The organism is Glaciecola sp. XM2 (assembly GCF_018595715.1).
Lineage (GTDB): Bacteria > Pseudomonadota > Gammaproteobacteria > Enterobacterales > Alteromonadaceae > Glaciecola.
Genome location: NZ_JAHEOJ010000024.1, coordinates 304,364 through 325,386, shown reverse-complemented (window position 1 = coordinate 325,386; position 21,023 = coordinate 304,364). Strand labels below are relative to the sequence as shown.

General features: G+C 42.2%; 18 protein-coding genes. 11 read left to right on the top strand and 7 right to left on the bottom strand.

Annotated elements, in window-relative coordinates:
- Positions 1-264 precede the first annotated feature (264 nt).
- The 6 genes from KJ365_RS11540 to KJ365_RS11515 all read left to right on the top strand — a co-directional run bounded on the left by KJ365_RS11540 (position 265) and on the right by KJ365_RS11515 (position 10,582).
- Positions 265-1,806, top strand: a complete 1,542-nt coding sequence (locus KJ365_RS11540) for an ATP-binding protein (RefSeq protein WP_214451794.1) — start codon at positions 265-267, stop codon at positions 1,804-1,806.
- A 2-nt stretch (positions 1,807-1,808) separates the two neighbouring features.
- Positions 1,809-4,976: a Z1 domain-containing protein gene (locus tag KJ365_RS11535; protein WP_214451793.1), complete on the top strand. Its 3,168-nt coding sequence runs from the start codon at positions 1,809-1,811 to the stop codon at positions 4,974-4,976.
- Complete coding sequence (locus KJ365_RS11530; RefSeq protein ID WP_214451792.1) at positions 4,973-5,935, top strand: PD-(D/E)XK motif protein; 963 nt, start codon at positions 4,973-4,975, stop codon at positions 5,933-5,935. The genes KJ365_RS11535 and KJ365_RS11530 overlap by 4 nt, the downstream gene beginning before the upstream one ends.
- Positions 5,935-7,797: an AIPR family protein gene (locus KJ365_RS11525; protein ID WP_214451791.1), complete on the top strand. Its 1,863-nt coding sequence runs from the start codon at positions 5,935-5,937 to the stop codon at positions 7,795-7,797. The genes KJ365_RS11530 and KJ365_RS11525 overlap by 1 nt, the downstream gene beginning before the upstream one ends.
- A gap of 96 nt (positions 7,798-7,893) precedes the next feature.
- Positions 7,894-9,432, top strand: coding sequence for a DNA cytosine methyltransferase (locus tag KJ365_RS11520; protein WP_250884176.1), 1,539 nt, complete (start codon positions 7,894-7,896; stop codon positions 9,430-9,432).
- A gap of 256 nt (positions 9,433-9,688) precedes the next feature.
- Complete coding sequence (locus KJ365_RS11515; protein WP_214451790.1) at positions 9,689-10,582, top strand: LAPAL motif-containing putative phage structural protein; 894 nt, start codon at positions 9,689-9,691, stop codon at positions 10,580-10,582.
- Positions 10,583-10,786: 204 nt separating this feature from the next.
- Here KJ365_RS11515 and KJ365_RS11510 read toward each other — a convergent pair whose 3' ends face one another.
- Positions 10,787-11,650, bottom strand: coding sequence for a YicC/YloC family endoribonuclease (locus tag KJ365_RS11510; RefSeq protein ID WP_214451789.1), 864 nt, complete (start codon positions 11,648-11,650; stop codon positions 10,787-10,789).
- A 206-nt stretch (positions 11,651-11,856) separates the two neighbouring features.
- On the opposite strand from KJ365_RS11510, the gene rph reads away from it, so the two are divergent.
- The 3 genes from rph to tusA are packed head-to-tail and all read left to right on the top strand — an operon-like array spanning position 11,857 to position 13,513.
- On the top strand, positions 11,857-12,570 hold the full coding sequence (gene rph, locus KJ365_RS11505) for a ribonuclease PH (protein WP_214451788.1): 714 nt from the start codon (positions 11,857-11,859) through the stop codon (positions 12,568-12,570).
- 29 nt (positions 12,571-12,599) lie between these two features.
- Positions 12,600-13,241, top strand: a complete 642-nt coding sequence (pyrE, locus tag KJ365_RS11500; RefSeq protein ID WP_214451787.1) for an orotate phosphoribosyltransferase — start codon at positions 12,600-12,602, stop codon at positions 13,239-13,241.
- Positions 13,242-13,261: 20 nt separating this feature from the next.
- On the top strand, positions 13,262-13,513 hold the full coding sequence (tusA, locus tag KJ365_RS11495; protein ID WP_214451911.1) for a sulfurtransferase TusA: 252 nt from the start codon (positions 13,262-13,264) through the stop codon (positions 13,511-13,513).
- Between the two features lie 20 nt (positions 13,514-13,533).
- On the opposite strand, the gene KJ365_RS11490 is transcribed toward tusA, so the two are convergent.
- Both KJ365_RS11490 and KJ365_RS11485 read right to left on the bottom strand, forming a co-directional pair.
- On the bottom strand, positions 13,534-14,082 hold the full coding sequence (locus tag KJ365_RS11490; protein WP_214451910.1) for a VTT domain-containing protein: 549 nt from the start codon (positions 14,080-14,082) through the stop codon (positions 13,534-13,536).
- 108 nt (positions 14,083-14,190) lie between these two features.
- Positions 14,191-15,492, bottom strand: a complete 1,302-nt coding sequence (locus KJ365_RS11485) for a metal-dependent hydrolase family protein (protein ID WP_214451786.1) — start codon at positions 15,490-15,492, stop codon at positions 14,191-14,193.
- 120 nt (positions 15,493-15,612) lie between these two features.
- Here KJ365_RS11485 and KJ365_RS11480 point away from each other — a divergent pair, with 120 nt between their 5' ends.
- Positions 15,613-17,166: a methyl-accepting chemotaxis protein gene (locus KJ365_RS11480; protein ID WP_214451785.1), complete on the top strand. Its 1,554-nt coding sequence runs from the start codon at positions 15,613-15,615 to the stop codon at positions 17,164-17,166.
- 36 nt (positions 17,167-17,202) lie between these two features.
- Here the strand turns inward: KJ365_RS11480 and KJ365_RS11475 are convergent, their stop codons facing one another.
- Positions 17,203-17,736: a DUF1285 domain-containing protein gene (locus tag KJ365_RS11475; protein WP_214451784.1), complete on the bottom strand. Its 534-nt coding sequence runs from the start codon at positions 17,734-17,736 to the stop codon at positions 17,203-17,205.
- Positions 17,736-18,611: a DUF3014 domain-containing protein gene (locus KJ365_RS11470; protein WP_214451783.1), complete on the bottom strand. Its 876-nt coding sequence runs from the start codon at positions 18,609-18,611 to the stop codon at positions 17,736-17,738. The genes KJ365_RS11475 and KJ365_RS11470 overlap by 1 nt, the downstream gene beginning before the upstream one ends.
- A 191-nt stretch (positions 18,612-18,802) precedes the next feature.
- On the opposite strand from KJ365_RS11470, the gene KJ365_RS11465 reads away from it, so the two are divergent.
- The gene (locus KJ365_RS11465; protein ID WP_214451782.1) at positions 18,803-19,111 is read left to right on the top strand and encodes a DUF6482 family protein; all 309 of its coding nucleotides are present in this window, start codon (positions 18,803-18,805) and stop codon (positions 19,109-19,111) included.
- On the opposite strand, the gene KJ365_RS11460 is transcribed toward KJ365_RS11465, so the two are convergent.
- Together KJ365_RS11460 and KJ365_RS11455 are read right to left on the bottom strand one after the other, a co-directional pair.
- Positions 19,108-19,638, bottom strand: a complete 531-nt coding sequence (locus tag KJ365_RS11460) for a DUF3750 domain-containing protein (RefSeq protein ID WP_502793489.1) — start codon at positions 19,636-19,638, stop codon at positions 19,108-19,110. The genes KJ365_RS11465 and KJ365_RS11460 overlap by 4 nt on opposite strands.
- A gap of 49 nt (positions 19,639-19,687) precedes the next feature.
- Positions 19,688-21,016 carry an ABC1 kinase family protein gene (locus tag KJ365_RS11455; RefSeq protein ID WP_214451780.1) on the bottom strand — a complete coding sequence of 443 codons (1,329 nt, stop codon included), beginning with the start codon at positions 21,014-21,016 and terminating at the stop codon, positions 19,688-19,690.
- Between the last annotated feature and the right edge of the window lie 7 nt (positions 21,017-21,023).

The following is a 21,023-nucleotide window of genomic DNA, read 5'->3' as shown; positions in this document are numbered from 1 at the left end:
TTTTTACTCGGTTATATAAGCTGTCACAAGCAATTCGTAAGTCTTGCGTCTTCTTATTGGAGCGTAATCTGTTTAGGTAAAACTATACTACCATTGCCGCAGAAAACAGAAATTAATCAGAGTAGCGAGTTAGTACATGGAGTAGAGATGAATTTTCTTTTAAACCATCTTTTTTTCAGGTAAGTTATTGAAATAAATAAATGTTATTACGTCGTGTTCCTACTTTTTCGCCAGTAGTGAGAGATGTATCGAGAAAAATCAAATATGGCAAAAGAAAAAGAAAAAGAAAACGTGAAAAAGAGCGATAAATACTATTTAGAAGCAGTTCCAAACGCTGAATTTCTTATTAAATCTATAGCTGAGCAAGGTTACACATTAGAGTCTGCCATAGCCGATCTAGCTGACAATTCAATTTCTGCTAACTGCAATAACATTGAAATTTTAGTCAGTGCTGAAAAAGAGCCATTCCAAGTCTTTATAGGTGACGATGGCGATGGTATGACCCAAGAAGAGTTGTATAGTAATTGTAGGTTCCCGAGCTCATCACCTGATGATGCTAGGGCTCCATTAGATTTGGGGCGATTTGGTTTGGGGATGAAAACAGCTTCATTCTCTCAGACACGTAAGTTTACTATTTTATCTAGGCAGAGTGGTGCTGAGACATACAAAGCTCTCACTTGGGATGTTGACTTTATTACCGAGACCGGAAACTGGAATTTGATAATAAACACAGAACAAGAAATAGATGAACTACTTTCAAGCTATCAAGAGTTAAGCGCTTCACTCAACAATCCATTATCAAAATTCACCCCGAACACAATTATCATCTGGTTCGGACTTTATAAATTTGAGAGCACTTTGAATGAGTCAAATCGTTCAAAAGCTCTTAAAAGAGAAATGGCTGAGACTGTGTCAGACCATTTAGGAATAGTATTTCATCGATTTATTCAAAGAAGTAAGAATAAATTAAAAATTAGAGTTAACAACTCTTTAGTTCCGCCTTTTAATCCATTTCCAGAAGATCACAAAGGTTTCCGTAGCATAGAGTATAAGCAAAAAAAATTCGGAAGCGATAACGTCCGGTTAGAAGGATTCGTTTTGCCCTCTATAGCATTGGACGAGGTGAAAACTGAAAACAATATTTGGAGCACGCCCCATAAAAGCCTTATCGATATGGAAGGAGTTTACATCTATAGAGCAGACCGGCTAATTTTGTACGGAGGTTGGAATGGTCTCATCAAAAAGTTTCCTCGACTACAGCTAGCTAGGCTCAGAGTTGACATAGGTAATGGTGTCGACCACCTATTACATTTAAATGTCGCTAAATCGGCAGTTATCATACCACATGACCTTAAAGAGGCTTTTGAAGGCTATATACGAGAACTAACAACAGAAGCAACTAAAGAATACCATAACCGCGGTTTAAGGAAATTCCCCGAGCGTAAAAAAACTACAGAACTCACACTTTTTAATAAGATTCACACTAATAAAGGTCCAAAAGTTGAATTAAATGGTGACTATCCTTTGGTGCAGAGCTTAAGGGAGTCTCTAGATACAGAACAAGAAGCTAAATTCAATATTTTACTCAGAGTGTTGATCAACTCAGTTAATACAATAAGAGACAGTGAAAGTCGGCCAGTAAACTATGAGATAGTGAACAAAGTCGATATTGATATCATAGCTAATTTTATCCTAACTGCCAAAGAGTTAGGTTATGAGAATGAATTTATAAAAGACCATGTTTCTGCAAATTTTGGACTAGATTATTCCGATTTACCGAAGCAAATCACTCTATTGATGGAGTAGTTATGAGTAATACTCAGTTTGATTATCAAAATGCGATTAAGCATCAGTTCGTAAAGCAGCAAAAGTTGCATTCTGGCGGCTCCCTGTCCGACCTTTTAAAAAATGCATATTCTGAGACGAAAAATGCAGTAGAACAAGTTGCTACTCTGTCTGGTTGGCCTTCCATTCCTGATGAAACATTTCATGAATATTTTGAATCTGTAAGAAAAGAGGTCTTAGCCAATACAGTAACTAAAATCGATGCTCTTAATATGTTATCAAAAACTAGTGGAACTTGGCTTTCCGGGGAAAAAGCTTCAAAAATTAAATGGGAGTATACGGAACGTTATTTGAAGCATTTGGCCAATACTGGAAGAGCTGACAACGTGGTTTCGGAAATTAAAGATTCTTCGTGGAAAATTCTAAGTAAATTGGGGAATCCTTCCTCTGAAGAAGAGTTTTTAGTTAAAGGACTCGTAGAGGGGGACGTGCAGTCTGGTAAGACTGGCAATTTTAATGCAGTTATCAATAGAGCAATCGATGCAGGCTATAGGTTAATAATCGTTCTATCGGGGATAATGGACGATTTAAGAGTACAAACCCAGCAGCGAATTGATTCGGATGTTGTTGGCGAGGGGAAAAATGGCAGGACGGGAGTTGGATTTGTTAAGCCATTCGGGATGGATGTCAGATCCCCAGTACCGCAAGTAAATAGTATTACTTCAGAGGATGCTGATTTTAGTTCTACATTGGAAAAGGCTAAGTTTTCTCTCAAGCCTATAAACATCATGGTTTGTAAAAAAAACGTAAGTATTTTGAAGAACCTCTTGATTTGGATCCATGAAAACTTAAGCGAGAATCAACAAAAACACTCGCTTCCATTTTTAATTATCGATGACGAAGCTGATAATGCTTCCTTGAATAATGAAGGGCATAAGGGGCAAGAGTATGCATCTAAAATTAATGGGCACATAAGAGCATTATTGGACTTGTTCCATAAGCGTTCATACTTAGGATACACAGCAACACCATTTGCTAATGTTATTCAAGATCGAAATGCCTCTCCTACTAAAACATGGGATATAACCTTCAGAAAAAAGCAAACTGAACATACGATAAAATTTAGTCAGGTAAGCAATTTATTCCCAGACGACTTCATTGTCCAATTAAAAGCCCCAAACAATTACGTCGGTGCTCAGAGAATATTCGAAACTATAGCGGATAATGATGTTGAAAAGCTTCCAATTGTTGAGCCAATTGACGATCACTTTAATGACTTCCCAAGTCGCGTAATGGATATAGATGAAGAGGAAACAATTGGCGTAGTTAGATTTGATTCTAAAGATGATTGGGAAAAAAAGGTTGGTAAATTTGGCTCTTACGAAAACTTTTTAAGCTATAGCGAATACAGAAAGGGTACTAGGGCAGCTCGAGCGAATGACCAATTTCCATGCGATATTCCAAAGTCCCTCAAAGAAGCAATAATGTGCTTCATACTGGGGATAGCAGTCAGGGAGTTAAGACAGCCCAATATGCTTACTTCAAATCTGTACCAACCTCACAACACTATGTTAATACACATTTCAAGATTTACTCTTTGGCAGGTAAAAACGCATCGGCTATTAAAGAAATTTTACCTAGAGGTACTAAGCGATTTAAAAATGGACAGACCTAGTTCATCCAGCTCAATTTATGCGGCATTTGAAAAAGTTTGGAGAAAGTACTATTCGAATATTGTCGCCAATATAAGTAGTTATTTACCCGACGGTTATGACGATGAATTTATGGTCCCTACAACCTTTAATGCTCTAATTCCCGGTCTATTAGATGCAGCAATTGGAATAGATATTCTCGCGCTTAATAGTCAAACGAAAGATGAATTAGAGTACAAGAAAGCAAAGCCGAAAAAAGTAATCGCTATTGGAGGTAATCGATTATCCCGCGGATTTACGCTAGAAGGATTAATTACAAGTTATTTCGTGAGAACGACAAATTATTCAGATTCCCTTCTGCAAATGGGGCGTTGGTTTGGATATCGGCCGGGGTATCTCGATTGTTGCAAACTATTCACTTCGCAGGATTTGATAGACAAGTATGATTCAACTACTTTGTGTATTGAGGAACTCAAAACGGAGTTTAAGAAAATGGATGATTGGGGAAGGACCCCAAGCGATTACGAACTTAGAGTAAGAACACATGCTGGCGTATTACAAATAACGCGCCCCAGCATTTTGAAAAATACGCAAGCCGTAAAATGGTCGTATCAAGATTCATTACAAATGAGCACTTCAATCAACGTCAAAAGCGAGCATATTGCTAGGGTTTGGGATGCATTTAAGCACAATATAGCTAGTCAAATGAAAGGGGCGGAAACTTCAGGAACATTTTTACGCAAAAAGGTAGGAGCGAGAGGGATTATTAAGATACTCCAAGATACCAATAACTTTCAAGAAACCGAACGAGAACTCATCACTGCATATATCGAAAAATGTAATCAGAAAGGCTTGTTAAAAAATTGGACTATTGCAATAAAAACGACGGGTGATGCGAAGCCAGAAAAGGGTAAGGGGGTTTTACGGGCACAAGAGAGCGGTTTAGCTAAAGATATTGATTTGGCAGTGAGAAGAGGTCCAAAACCAGGACAGAGGTTTTTTAATGAATTGATTAAAGACTTCGTTTTTAAAGCGTCTTCAAAATCAGCAAATATAATGACTAACCCAAAAGATATGGCGATCGCCCTTGATGAAAGTAAGATTTCTAAACTTGTAGACATTTACTATCGAGAACAGTCGCAAATATTAATGAAACAAGACGATACGCTAAATTACGATGCCGCATACAAACTAGCAAAGAAAAAGAATGTACCCGAGAGAGTTTTTAGAGAGAGTTTGCCACCAACAGAGGCAGTCTTACTAATTTATTTATTCGACCCGTATTATTCCTTTCTGCAAGAAAAGGGATCTGAAAATGTTGAATACCAAGAATGGATTGAAAAAAATTCTATCGATTTAAATATTCCTTTAGTCGGCTTGGCTCTTGGCTTTCCTCCTATTTCTCGTAAACAAGATCCATGTGGCACTTACGTAGTTGGAGATTACAAGCTTGAGACAGTTTCTGACCCAGACGATGTTGAGTTAGACGATCGTGAGAATGACGAGCCGTCTCTACCAAATGATGCGGATGGCTCATGAATATATTGGAAAAATGGGCCACTCTCGAAAGAGAAAGCTTAGGAGAAAACGAACTAAGCACGATAAGGCTTTCAGAAGTAGCGACCTTAGAGTTATTTGTTGGGATCGATAATAAATCGTGTAGATATCTTCTATTGCACCTTCCAGAGAATTTTGAGGGTAAAATTAGTCAGTTTGAAAACGAGAACATTACGCTGACATATTTGCCAGATAAGCAATTGCTTGCTATCAAGCTACTTGACACAAATTTCATAGATTTGTTTGATGATTTGATTAGCTCTATGTATCGTTCGATTGAATTTGAAGAGTCTTGGGAAACTGCTTCTCAGAAGCTGGTTGATATTTTTATAAAATGGAACCAGCTTTTCAGAAGATTAGAGAGTAGAACTTATGGTGAAGCAAGCATTATGGGCTTCTGGGGAGAACTTTTCATACTCAATCAGTTAATCAAAGATAAGACTGAAGCTCATCAAATAGACCAAATATTGAATGCTTGGACAGGCCCTCTCGGGGGAGTCCATGATTTTGTTTTTGAAGATATAAGTTTGGAAATAAAAACAAAACTTAGTTCAACATCGACTATTCATATCTCAAGTGAATTTCAATTAGAAACTGATGCTCACTTAAAGTTAGAATTAGCCGTCGTAGATGTTGAGAAGTCGGTACAAGGCTGCTCAATTGAATCTCTTTATTTAACAATTAAACGTCACGTTGTGACATGCAACGCAGACCTATCATCACTTGTTGAGAGGCTAATCGCATTTAAGTTAGATGAAAGTGATTTAAAAAAGTATGGCAAATATACATTTAAAGCAACACAGACTGACCGATATGACTGTATTGATGAGCAATTCCCTAAAATAATTCGTTCTGGCATAGCGGATCAAATCTCATCGGTAAAATATAAGTTGAATTTGTCAGAGTTAAGTAAATTTATTTTGAGCTCGGAGAAATATTAATGTCGTTGCAATCGTTTATCGATATTCGGAGTGAATTTCTAGAGGCTTCAAAAGATGAATATGAATTTGTTCAACAACACGCCTTACTTGAACAAATAGCTCCGCATCTCGTCGATACTAAATTAATTGATTCGGAAGACATAAACACTGCTTATTTCTATTCTGAATCTGAAAAGCAAAAGCTTAACGGCTATGCAATTAATTTTTCTGGTGAAAGATTGCAGCTTTTTGTAATAAGTGATGACTATTTGAACGAGGGTGACGAAGACGTTCTTGTTTCACAAAGAGTTGAGTATGAGAATCAATTTAAAAAAGTCATACGCTTCGTCAATGCCGCGATTAGAGGCAATTTAGACGACCTACAAGATTCAGAGCCAGTGAAGCCACTGGTCTCAAAACTCAAGTCCTTAGAAGGCCTCAAACAAATAGACGTAATTGAAATTTTTTTAATTTCGCTTTCAATTACTGTTCAAAAAAGCGGTGGTGAGCCTCTGCCAAAAAGTATTCATTTTTCGGAGGAGAGTAAACAGTTCAATATTAAAGAAAATGGGGAAAGTTTAAGTAAAGAATTACTATATATTAGGCGAGTAGTAGACCTAAATTATTTATCAAACTGTCTTACATCACAGGGTCGAGGTAAACCGCTCAAGGTAGTATTCAAGGATTTGATTGGCAAAGACATAGAAGTGATAAAAGCGGCAGAAGAAAAAGACTTTGAGTCATATTTGTGTGTGTTGGAAGCTGACATATTGGTTGATTTATACAAACGGTATTCGTCGCAGCTGTTGGAAAAAAATGTACGGTCTTTTCTGCAGTTTAAAGGGGTAAATAGAGGCATAAAGGCGACGATAAAGACAGACCCAGAAAAGTTCATTGCGTTTAACAATGGCCTAACGATCACTGCTACAGAAGCAAAAGTCCACTATTATAAAAAGTCTTGGTATTTGTCATCATTGGATGACTTTCAAATCGTAAATGGCGGTCAAACCACGGCTAGCATCTATTTTTCGCGAAAAGAAGGTCTTGACGTCTCAAAAGTTAGAGTTGTAGCTAAAATCAACGTGGCTAAGAATAATAAGCTTTCCGAGCTAGACGATTTGATATCAAAAATAAGTGAATACTCTAACAGTCAGTCTCGAGTATCGCGAGTAGACTTAAAGTCTAGGAGTCCTAAATTAATCCAGTTGAAAAGGCTTAGCGAGACGGTTATGACCCCTTCGGGAAAGCACTGGTTTTTTGAGCGAGCTAAAGGTGAATTCAATACGAGGGTGAGGAAAAATAGCAACCCTAACAAATTGAAAAGAGAGTTCCCACCTGAAAAAAGATTCACAAAAGAGGTGCTTGCCAAATATTACTGTTCTTGGGGCGATATGCCTTATTTAGTAAAAAAAGGAGGAGAAAAAGTTTTTAGACTGTTTATGGAAGAAATAGAACCGGAGGAAGGGCCTGGCATTACTGTTGATCGAGATTTTTACGAAAGACTAGTAGCAAAAATGATTCTATTTAGAGGGATGGAGAAAATCTACGGAGCCGGGAAAAACTCAATTGGTCAACTCCGCTCAGCCGCTGTCCCATATTCTATCGCCGCGATTTACTGCGTTACTGATGCCAATCAGAGTGAGAAGAACTTTGGCCTTGAAAGACTATGGAGGAAAGAAGGATTGAGCGATAAGTTTTCAAGCACGTTGTATGACTTATTGGAATTAATGAATGATTTAATCAAAAAATATTCGTTAAGTGATGATTGTGGAGAATACAGTAAAAAAGAAGAACTTTGGATTAGTATTAAGCAATCTGATGAACTTATATCCTTCCTTAACTCAAGCCAGTTTCGAGCGGGGGTCGCTGAATTCTTAGGATAGCAACAAATAACTCGGTTTTTTAAGATTTTTAGGTAAATGATTTGTTTACTATTTTAATAAAATCTTTATCCTGGGGGAAAATTAAAAGGAAGTGTTTTGAAGAAAACCTATGTAATTGACATTTTCGCTGGTCCCGGTGGGCTCGGCGAGGGGTTTTTATCAATGTCAGGTGAAAAAAATGAATACCCATTTGAGCCTATCATCTCTGTAGAGAAAGACACCTACGCTCATAAAACCCTTACTGTAAGAGCGTTTTATCGCCTGCTACTAAAGAACAAAATTAGAATACCACACCAGTATTATGAATATTTGGCAGGTAACTCCGAAAGCCCATCGTGTGATGCGACGGATGATTTGTGGAGAAAAGCGCAATCAGAGACGGTGCAGCTAGAGTTGGGGGCTTCTACAGAAAAAGACATTTCTTTTTTCGAATCATTAAAGTCATCATATGAAGAGGTATTAGCAAATTCTCCTACTATTTTAATCGGCGGCCCTCCGTGTCAAGCATATTCCCTTGTTGGTCGAGCTAGAAATAAGGGTAATAAAAGCTATAAGCCAGAAAGAGATAAAAGGCATGTGTTGTACAAAGAATACCTGCAGATAATGCGGATATTTGCCCCAGACTTCTTCGTTATGGAAAACGTTAAAGGAATGCTCTCATCTCAACTAGATGGAGGGTTGATTTTTGATCAAATACTCGAGGATTTGGAGACTTGTGGTGATTCGGGATATCAGCTATATAGCCTTAAAACCGGTCAGCAATATATTCGAGGACTTACTTCACCAAGTGATTTTTTACTTTTGTCGGAAGAGTATGGAGTTCCTCAAAAGAGACATAGAGTTATCATATTTGGAGTAAGAAAAAACTCTCGCTATTTAGCTGAAAAGATACCGAATTTAAAAGTATGTCGTCAAGTATCCGTAGAGAAGGCTATGTCGGATTTGCCAAAGCTTCGAAGCAAGCTTTCATCTAGAGGTACTGGTTATAAAATTGATAGTGATAAAAGTTGGAAGTCAAATTTAAAACGTGGCGTATCACGTTTAACAACCGAATCTACATTAGACTCATCGCTTAAAAGCAGTCTACAAACTAATTTAGACGCTCTTTTGGAATCAGAGTTACCAGCAGTGTCAAGTCGAGTATTTGACTACCGACGCCGCCAAAACAGCTATGATAAATTTGTAAAAGATGCTAACAAGCAACCTATTACTTTTCATGAACCTCGGCCGCATATGGACTCTGACCTAGTTAGATATTTTTTTTGCGCCACTTTTCGGCAGACCTTTGGCAGGAATCCAAGAGCGCATGAGTTTCCTGACACACTTGCACCTAAGCATAAGAATTGGAAAAGTGGAAAGTTTGTTGATCGTTTCAAAGTTCAGCATTTTTCAAAGCCTTCAAGCACTATAACGTCCCATATTAGTAAAGATGGCCATTATTTTATTCATAGCGATCCGGTTCAATGCAGATCCCTCACTGCAAGGGAGGCTGCAAGATTGCAGACTTTTCCAGACTCTTATCAATTCGCGGGTAAGAGAACAAATCAGTATCAGCAGATTGGAAACGCTGTTCCGCCATTGCTGGCAAGGCAAATTGCGGAGTGTGTTTTTAAGCTGATTACTAATAGTGATTAATGTCAATATTGTTGCTGAAAATAAGGGTTATTAGGTTCCACAGAGGCGATTTGAGTTGCCAGCACGCGATTTTGCCCTAGCCTGTTTTAAGAGAAAAGTAGAAAAAAAGTATTGTAGAATTGTCAAACTCTTTGTAAAACTAATACTTAACCTCAGCAGCGCGCTTAGATTGAATGTATTTCGCTTCATTCTTCCTCGGAAGAGAATGCCACCATGAAATCTAATAAATAATTGTCATGCAAATAAGGAAGTGTAGATGCAAGTAGTTGATGTTAAAAAGTTTGAAGAAGATTTTGTAATTTACTTTGGCAGTAAACCAAAGCGAATAAATGCCTACACACTTGCCTCATCACTTGTTTCAATAGCAGATGCAGTGAAGTCAGCGAACACCCTAGTTAATCCGGGCTATAACATAGAAGTGGTTGTAGAGGCGTTTGGTGAAGGTAGTTTTAAGGTAAAAGTAAAAACTCTATACAAGGGTGCAAAAAACTTATTTTCTAAAGACAACCTAAAAACAATTACGCTTAGCGTTATTGCCGCCTATGTTTATCAAAATACTCTGTCGCCAGACGGAGAGATTAATGTGATTGTAAATGGGAGTGAGGTCATTATTGAGCATGGTGGAAAGAAAGTCGTAGTGCCGCGAGAGGTTCATGACTGTGTGAAGGAGCTTGAAAAGTCGGATAGATTTAAACAAAGCATAGGAAGAACATTTGAGGCAATTGAAAAAGACAGAGAAATTGACAGTTTTGGGTTAACTCCAAGGATGGAAGATGAGGAACCATTAATTCTAATACCGCGTGAGCGATTTGCACTCCTATCTAGCCCATTGGAAATTGAAGACAACCAGAGATTTGTTGTTGAAATTGCTGACTTGCATATTTTGCGAGCGATTCTAGAGCGGGGTACACGCAAATGGGAGTTTGTATGGCGCGGAATTAAGATCTCAGCGCCCGTACTAGATGAAAAGTTCTATGGTGATTTTTTCGCACATAAAATTATGATTGCACCAGGAGACTCGGTTGAGGTCAAGTTAAAGGTTTATCAGACGCGTGACGAAGACACCGGTATTTTTACTAACAACCGATATGAAGTCATTGAAGTGATAAGGCACATCCCTAGAATGAAACAAACAAGTTTTGAAGTATAATGACGCAACGGTTCATTAAGACTGTAACTAGTTTTGTGTAACTGCCTATCATAAATTACTCTATTGAGAGTAGGTTAAAAACATAAATCATTTTGGTTATAGAAGAATGCCTCTTTTATTAGGTTCTATAAATATTCGGCCCGCAACCAGTACATTTCACTTTTAACTAGCCGAAAAAACCGTCAAAACTCCGAGATAATATCCCTACTCAATATTCTGGATCTGTTCCCGCATCTGCTCAATCAAAACCTTAATCTCCACCGCTGACTGAGTCACTTCGCGGTTGATAGATTTACTGCCCAGGGTATTGGCTTCACGGTTAAACTCTTGCATCATAAAATCGAGTCTGCGGCCAATGGCGCCGCCTTTTTTCATGATTTTTTGTGTTTCTTTTATGTGTGATTTTAAGCGGTCTAGCTCTTCGGCTACGTCGGTCTTTTGCGCAAGGAGCACCATTTCTTGTTCTACGCGGGTGTCTTCAAGGGTCACTTGCGCTTCTTCAAAGCGGGTACGAATGCGGTCTTTTTGCCATTCGAGTACCGCAGGCATTTGTTCGCTTACCTTGTCTACTTCGGTAAGAATACCGTCTAAACGCTGCTCAATGAGGGCGGCCATGCTTTCGCCTTCGCTTTGGCGAGCTGCTAAAAATTGAGTGAGAGCTTCATCAAATGCATCCATCATCACTTTTTGCATTTCGTCTACGTCGGCCTCTTGTGTGGCGATAACGCCTGGCCAGCGCAAAATGTCGGCGGGGTTTATGCTGCCATCTGCGCCTGCTTGTTGCACTTGTTTGGCGGCTTCTATTAGTTGCTGAGCCAGCGCAGGTTGAAAGGTAAGCGCACCTTGGTTTGCTTCATTAAAGCTAATGCGCAGCGCACACTCCACTTTACCGCGCTGTAGGCGTTTACGAAAACGCTCGCGCAGCATCGGCTCTAAGGAGCGAAACTGCTCTGGCAGGCGATAATGGGTTTCAAGGTAGCGTTGATTTACCGAGCGGATTTCCCATACCGCGCTGCCCCAATCTGCTTTCGTTTGTACGCGGGCAAAGCCAGTCATGCTGTAAATCATTGTATTTTCTCGTTCGCTAGGTAAATTCAGTGCGTAGTCTAGTAATTATCGCCTCAAGTGTCATGTTTTTCTTCATTTAGCGTCACTAGGCAATTTAACCAGCATTTTACGGCACTTGCATTTCCAGGCGTAGCTCACTTGCGGTATACTCTCGCGCTCATTTTGCGCTTTTACCCCATGCATCGAGCATCAAGGAGCTTTCATTCATGCGCCCAAGCAATCGTACCGCTAGTCAAATTCGCCCTGTAACTATCACCCGTTCGTTTACCTGTCATGCTGAAGGCTCGGTATTAATTGAGTTTGGAAACACCAAAGTATTGTGTAACGCCAGCGTGCAAGAAGGCGTGCCGCGCTTTATGAAAGGTCAAGGTAAAGGTTGGATCACGGCCGAATACAGCATGTTGCCAAGAGCTACGCACACGCGCTCAGATAGAGAAGCCGCGCGCGGCAAGCAAGGCGGTCGTACTTTAGAAATTCAACGACTGATTGCCCGAGCATTACGGGCCGCGGTAGACTTAAAAATGTTAGGCGAAAACACCATCACAGTAGATTGTGATGTCATTCAAGCCGATGGCGGCACGCGCACCGCAGCGATTACTGGCGCTTGCGTTGCCTTGGTGGATGCACTTTCTTGGATGCGCACCAAAGGCATTTTGAAAAACAACCCGCTTAGGCACATGATTGGCGCCATTTCGGTAGGTATATACAAAGGTACGCCTATCGCAGATTTGGAGTACCTAGAAGACTCCGACGCAGAAACCGATATGAATGTGGTAATGACTGAAACGGGCAAATTAATTGAAGTGCAGGGCACAGCCGAAGGCGATGCCTTTAGTTTTGAAGAGATGAACGAAATGCTCGAGCTTGCACGTATTGGCATAAAAGAATTGTTTGATATCCAAAAAACCGCATTAAGTTAAGCGTTAATATCGATTAAGAGTGACAGAGTATGCAAGACTATAAACGAGAATTTGTGGCCTTTGCGATTGAGCGTAAGGTATTGAGATTTGGTGAGTTTACGCTGAAATCAGGTAGAACGAGCCCGTACTTTTTTAATGCGGGGCTGTTTAATACCGGTCGTGATTTAGCCAAGCTAGGGCGTTTTTACGCCTCGGCGTTACAGGCTGAAGGCGTGGAATACGATGTGCTTTTTGGGCCTGCCTACAAAGGCATTACCATCGCTGCCGCCACCGCGATTGCGCTGTCTAATTCCTTCGGTGAAGACGTGCCTTATTGCTTTAATCGCAAAGAGGCTAAAACCCATGGTGAAGGTGGCAGTTTGGTGGGTAGCCCATTACAGGGTGATGTGATGTTGGTAGATGATGTGATCACCGCTGGCACTGCTATTCGCGAATCGATGGAAATCATTCAAAAAGAGAACGCAAATTTAGCGGGCGTGCTCATTGCTTTGGACCGACAAGAAAAAGGCACCGGTGAGCTTTCGGCTATCCAAGAAGTCGAGCGAGACTATTCCACCAAGGTGTTTTCGATTGTGACGTTAGCAGATGTAGTGGAGTATTTAAGCACTCATCAAGACAGCGCACCTGCTATTGCCTCAATCAACCGATATCGTGAACAATACGGTATTTAGTGCATAACATGAATCAGCCAATGAATGACCCCTTTGACAACGCAGACTACCAGTTAGATGCTTTAGGACTGCGTTGTCCTGAGCCGGTGATGATGGTGCGTTTGCAGGTGCGTAAGATGCAAGACGGTGAGACTTTATGCATCATCGCCGATGATCATTCCACCACTCGCGACGTGCCCAGCTTTTGTCGGTTTATGGAGCATACCTTGCTTAAGCAGCAGGTGGACGAAGCGCCTTATCGATATCTTATCCAAAAAGGCATTAACAGCTAACCTAGCGTCTTGTTAACGCATCATGCCAACCATATCTGGCTTAGCACAATGGCCACAAGAATGATTGAAATGCCAATCAACGCTTTGTATTTATGACGCCTAATCACCTCTTCGGCTTTGTTGCCAAAATAATAAACAAGTATCGCAATCCCAAAATAACGAACGCAGCGGCTCGATGCTACCGCAAGCATATAAAGAGCAAAGGAATAATCTGTGAGGCCCGCGAGTAACATAGCCACTTGTAATGGAATAGGTGTCACGCCGGTGCTGAATATAAACCAAAAGCCGTGCGCTTCAATTTGTGTTTGAAACTGTGCAAACTGTTGCTCATTGGTAATGTATTGCATGATGGGTTCACGCAACCAGTCAAATAGATACAACCCCACGACATAGCCTATCACTGCCCCAATTAGACAGCCGATGGTGGTAACCGTTGCAATCATCCACAGCTTTTCTCTGCGCGCTTGCATAAGCGGAATGAGCGCCGTTTCCAGTGGAATGGGCACAACGGTTGATTCTAAGAAAGAGGCAAAGCATATGCTCGTGAGCATATGTTTAGAATGAATCATCTTGTTAAAAAACGCTTGGACTTTCTTTGTTTTGCTCAACTACGTGGCCTTTAAGATATAAAAATACCGCCTAATAAGGCGGTATTCTCGAAAGTGTTTTGCCGACCTTTATTGCTTGTATATTTGTCCGTTCTTCATCACAAAATGCATATCTTGCAAGATGGTGATGTCTTCGAGTGGGTCACCTTTTACCGCTACCATGTCAGCAAGCTTGTTTACCGTGATAGTACCAAGAGTATCTTGTACTTTAAGTAGCTTAGCGGTGTTGTACGTGGCTGAGCGTATTGCATCCATTTCAGACATGCCAGCACTTACCATAAACTCAAACTCTCGGGCATTTTCCCCATGAGGTGATACGCCTGAGTCGGTACCAAACGCAATCATTACGCCATTCTCGTAGGCTTTTGCAAATGTGCCCTGGATAAGTGGACCAATGGAGGCCGCTTTGGGTCTCACGATGGCAGGGAAGAAGCCGTCAATCTTGGCTTTTTCGGCAACAAAGTTACCGGCAGAAATCGTAGGTACATAATAAACATTGTGCTTGCGCATTAACTTGAAGATTTCATCGTCCATATACGTGCCGTGCTCAATAGAATCTACACCGGCTAAAATGGCGCGCTTCATACCCTCTTTGCCATGCGCATGCACCGCAACGGTCATTTCATAGTCTTTGGCTGTTTGCACAATGGCTTCAACTTCGTCGGTCATAAACTGTGGGTTTTGGCCATTTTTTGCGACCGATAATACCCCGCCTGTTGCGGTGATTTTGATAAGATCGGCGCCATCTTTGTAGCGTTGACGAACCGCTTGTCTGGCTTGTGCAATGCCGTTAATTACACCATCTGCTGGCGTTGGGCTTCCCATCAAATCTTGGCGCATGCCGTTGGTTGGATCGGCATGTCCGCCGGTGGTGGCAATTGACTTAGCCGAGGTGTAAATGCGCGGCCCAACGACTACTCCGCTGTTTATGGCATTTCGAAGTGCAACAGATTCATTGAAGTTATCGCCTAGATTGCGCACGGTGGTAAAGCCTGCCATCAGGGTACGATGAGCATAGCGCACACCAGCAAGGGCATAATCGGCTTCGTTATTACTAAAGCGCTTTAAATAACCCGCCGTCCCTTCATTTTGAAAGGTGATATGTGTGTGCATATCCATAAAGCCAGGCATGAGGGTATGGTCGGTTAAATCTACAAAGGTATCGTCAGCGTCACCTTGTATTTTGCCGTCGAGAATCTGGGTAATAACACCTGCATCAACCACAACCGTCTTATCACTTAAGACTTTAGCGTCTTCTGCGGTGATGACTTTACTTGCGTAGATGTAGGTTGCGCTGAGAGCGGCTTGGCTAAAAAATAAAGAGATAAAAAGAGTAATAAATAGTTTATATGGTGGAAGTGTGTTGTTCATCTTCACGTCCTTGAGACAAAAGTGTAATACAGACTAAGACAAACTCTGCTTTAGGTCAAAGTTTTGAGGTCGATATCTTAAGGTAGAGCATACATGTAGAACAAATAAACTCGGATTATTATGTCAAGAAAAGCCGCCGTAAATGATAAAGAAGTCCTTTTAAGCGACGCCCACGAGCTTGTATCGACCACAGACAAACGTGGTGTGATCACCTATGCAAATGAAACATTTTGTGAAATTGCTGGGTTTAGTGAACACGAACTTGTTGGCCATTCTCACAATATTGTAAGACACCCCGATATGCCCGCAGCGGCATTTAAAGATATGTGGGACCACCTAAAAAAGGGCGACCCATGGCAAGGAATTGTCAAAAACCGTTGTAAAGACGGCAGTTATTATTGGGTGGATGCCTTTGTCACCCCCATATACGACGAGCAAAACTTGGTTGGCTATCAATCGGTCAGGGTAAAACCCAAGCCTGAACATATTGAGCGAGCGCAACGTTTGTATGCATCCATTAACGCTGGTAAAGCGCCAAAGTCAGAAGGACTTAGTCATTCACAAAAAACCATGGCGACACTCGGCGTATGTGCGCTGCTTGTTGTGCTTTGTGCCTTGTTTGTCAGCTACATCGCCTCGTTGGCGGTTATATCTATGCTGGCATTTGTCGCTTTTTTGTTTCGTTCAGATTTAATCGATACGCCGCGCTTGGCCACTGGGCTTCGCGAAGAATATGACAGTGTCAGCCGCTTGGTGATGAACGGCCGAGGCACCAGTAGCGTGATTCATTTTCATCTGGGTATGCAAAAAGCTATGCAGCGCACCATCATTGGTCGCACCCAAGATTTATCGCAAGGGATTGAAGGGATTGCCGAACATACCCTAAACGCTGCTGCAAAAACCAATGCGGGGATTGCCAAACTACAACATGAGATGCAAGCCATTGTGCAGGCCATTCATGAGATGCAGGCGAGCAGCCAACTCATGCTAGAAAACACCAACACAACAAGTAACAGTGTCGATGAGACTAATGCACAATGCGCCGAGGCAAAACAGCTCATTTTGCAAGGTCGCGATAGTGTGTCACAGCTTTCAGATGTGGTGGGCAAAGCAGCAACAACCGCCGACTCGCTGATGCAGGCGTCTGAAGCGGTTGCGCAAACCATTGGTGAAATTGAATCCATAGCAGATCAAACGAATTTACTCGCGCTTAACGCTGCTATTGAAGCGGCACGTGCAGGCGAGAGTGGCCGAGGATTCTCAGTGGTTGCGGATGAAGTCAGGGCACTTTCTACACGCACGCAAGAGTCGGCGGCGAAAACGATAAAAAGTACCAACATGATGAGAGATACGCTCAAGCAGTGGGTAGAGCAAATGCATTATTCGCGCGATACGGCGGTGCAAAGTGCACAGCAGGCCAATACTTCTGCCGATGCTATTGCCAACATATATGTCATGATTGATGATATCGCGAAGCTGTTAGACGAAATAGTCTCGGCGAGCAATGCGCAAGATAGCAAGTGCCACTCGGTGCAAAGTAGCGTTGAGTCAATTGCACAAGTAGCTGACGATACGACCATGGTGGCTCAAGACATGCAAAAAAATGCAGAAAAGCTAGAAAGTAATATCCGCCTCATCAGTGGATTGGGCGAGACATTTAACGCTGCTAGATAAGACTTATTAAAAACGGTGAGTGCGCCCAAAAGTGGTTTAATACTCGCCTATTGAGAACGTATATTCTTTGCTGCTCAACAAGAGTTTGTGTTTGTCACCAGACTTAACCGGGCTTGCACGGTCGGCCCAGCGATACAGTACATTTTGATGAATACGCGCCCATAAGTTACGACGAATAAGGCAGTATGGTACTAAGCTACCTTCAAATTTTCTGAGTTCGATTGGGTGCGCTTCGCTTATCAGCACTTTATCACCGCACTGCGTGGTGACGTAAATACCCTCATCGACCACGCTATCGTCAATCACCACAAAGGGCACATCTTCCACTTGGATGCCGATTTTTTCTACCGGCGTCACCAGAAAGTAATCCTCTTGTTCTTTTTTGATGACGCTGGCGAAGAGCTTAATCAGCGCGGCTCTGGTAAAGGGCGTGCCTTCATGCCACCACTGCCCACTTCGCTTGATAACGAGATTCATGTCTCCACAAAATGGCGGATCCCATTTATCCACCGGAGGGGTTTTATCTGCGCCAGCTTCAGATAGTTGGCTTTGTAATGCGCTGATATCCATTACTGCTTCGCTTCTAGGGCCTCTTTGACATCACGTAAGACATCTTTTAAGCGTCTCATATTATCCGGCCCCATGCGTATCATCTGTTTTTGAGGCTCCGACAAGGCTTCAACCCGTGGGTCTGCAAACTTATACATCACGCTATCGGAGTAAACTTCGATAGGCACAGGAACCAATGGAGTATCAAGCAACTCGTCAATGGCTCTTATCATGGTTTCGTCTAGCTCATCACCTGGACGTGCGATCTCTGCAAATTTTTCGACAAGCATTGGTTTGTAACTTTCATAGACGGCGAGCAGTTCATCAGTATCGACCGTTTCTAGCGCGTCTACATAGGGGTTATATCGTTGAAAGCTGCTGCGGTCGATCCAGATACGATCTGCTTGGTTGTAAACGTTGAACCCGCCGCTTGGGGCAACAAGCAAGTTGTCTTTTAGCGTAATCTCTTCGTTTGCAAGGTTATTAACATTAATCACAAACTTTTGCAGTAGGCCTTCACTAACAAGTAGGCGGCTAATTTGTGGTGAGCGAATGGCGCCAACGAGGGCAGACTTGACCGCAACATCGCTTACATCAAGTGGTTCTTCAACAACTTCTTCTACCACTGGCTCTAAGGTTTCAGGTGGCGCTTCTTCTTCACCAATTACCACTGAAGTCGGGCGTTGTGGGGGCTCAAATACCTGAGGCTCAGGCGTAGGCTCTTCAACAAGCTCTTCAACGGGTGCAACCACAGGTGCAGGTATCGGCTCAACGACAACAGCGTCTTGCTCATCTGCGCTAGGCCATAGCAACACAACCACCAACACCACAATCAATGCACCCGCCGCAATTAAGTAGGGTTTCATTTGTTGTACTTGGCTTTTTTCTTCGCTCATATTCATCTCCGAATGGGTTGCTATTACTGTATCATCTAACGATGATATTGATATGGTGTTGACCCTAAATATTTCAAATAATTCCTTTGTTTTTACATCACTTTTTCTATGCTGTTATGTCTCGTGCTCATCATGTAATGAACCGAATCATTTTTACCGCGTAAGCATTTGATAGATGAGTGAGGGTTCACATGCATAAATTTTACATAAAATCGATCGCCAAAACGCCGATGCACATCACTAAACTAGAGGTGCAGTCGTTTGAAATGAATGTGTATTTGGTAAAGCTTTATACGTCAGACGGTGAGGGGTTTGTGTTTGATGATAAAGACAGGCCAATGCGTTTTCACAATTCCCAACAGGTCAGAGACACCTTTGAGCATTGTGAAGTTGACCAAGCGGTGATGGTACACGACTCTCCCTATGACGAAATGATTGGCAATCCGAACAAGGCAGAGCCTTCAATGTCTATGCCGTTCTCGATGCAGCAACCCTACTAACTGGATGCATTGTCTGCAAAGCCACTGCCTATGGCGCGAAATGGCATCTTAAGCTCTAGCTCTGGTACTTGAAGCCCTAGCCATGCCGGAAATGTATTGCTGTTAGGCCCAGGAACCAGCGTATATTCATTTGCCCACGGATAGCGAGACACCGCTGCTTTAATCTGCGGAATTAACGCTTGCGCTTTTGGGCCTTGCATTGATAGAAACTTCTCAGGCTTGGCGCCATACCAATACCTATCTGGTGTCGTGGTAGTATACTCTCTAAGCGCCGGTAATCCTCTGTCGACTTGCCAACCCACTACCTCATATACCGTATATTCGACTGCGTCTTGCTCTTTTATTGCCACCCATGTGTGTACTGCAAACCACCCGCGCCAGCTAAAGGCGTCGGCGGCATAAAATTCAATCACAGCCTGCGTTTGTAAGGCTGGGTCGGGGGCAATGCCGGCACTTTCTCTAGAAGCGGTACGCCAATCGGTATTGGTGCATGCCGATAGGAACATCACGCATAGCAAAGTTACCATGCGCACAGTGCTTATTTTACTCAAGATGTTCATCTCCTCTTTTGGTCTTTTATGTTGTGTTTGCCTGTAATGCCAGCGCGTCAATCACCATGTGTTGTAACGACAAATCGCTTTGCATTTTATTGGCCAGTAACACCATCCCGCTAATCTTTCGATTAATTAAAGCGGTATCAAACTCTGGGGTTTGCACGGCTCGTTTGTTGTTAATTAACACCTGTGTGGCTCCATATAGCCGTTTGACAAGCGCTTGTTGTTTAAAATTATAGGTTTTAGTATGTAAGCACTCGCTAGCTATTAGGCATCCATCTAAAATGGCTTGAGTCACTTCGCTGGGCATGTTTTTATGCAAGAGCTGTAGTTCGAGTAGCGCGGTTTTCATGCCTTCAATGTCAGACTTCATCATCGCTGTTGCCATTGCCTTATACTGGTTTCGGTTGGTTGATGATATGTGCTGGCAAGCGCCAAAATCTAGCAGTGCAATTTGTTTTGTCTTAGGAAGATACAAGTAATTGGCAAAGTTCGGATCGCTTTGCATAAACGAATATTCAAACAATTCACTGAGCAATAAACGAAACAAGGTGTTCATCACTTCGTTGCGTTCCTCTTGTGGCTGCGATAAGAGCGCCTCGAGTGGCTCGCCGTCGATATATTCCATGCACAAGATGGTTTCGCTACTTAAGGGCGCATATACCGCTGGGATTACAAAGGATGCATCGTTTTGTAGATGCTCTTGGTATGCGCTAATAAACGCCGCCTCTTTGAGATAGTTAGCCTCATTTTTAAGCTGTTGTTTGGCCTGTTGTAAGATGTGCTCAATATCGAAATCGTTGGGCAGCAAGGCGCTAAGTTTGATCAGTCTGCCAACGTTGTTGATATCGCTATCAATACTTTGGGCAACGCCAGGGTACTGCACTTTAACCGCCAATGTCTCGCCCGTTTTTAATCGGGCTTTATGGACCTGACCAATAGAGGCTGCGGCAATGGGATCAAAGCTAAAATATTCGAAATATTCTGGCCAATCAGCGCCCCATGAATGTTTAAGAGACTCTAGCAATTGAGCTTTGGGCATAGCATCGGCGCCGGCTCGCAAAGAAGCCAAGATTGGCTCCCACTGCGGGGGTAAAAACTCCCCTGCATCCATCGATAGCATTTGTCCTACTTTCATCGCCGCGCCGCGCATTTTGCTCAATTGACTGGCGATGGAGCTCGCATTATCGCTCGTAAATACCGTGCTTTGCATCGTGGGCTTTTTAGCGCTCAGTAATTGTCCAGCGCCTTTGAGTAAGCTTTTTGTGACCAGCGAGGCGGTTAACCCCCCTAAATGTCCGGCGCGAGAGAGCCGTGAAGCGGGTACTTTGCTGAATTTTTTATCGCTCATATGGTCG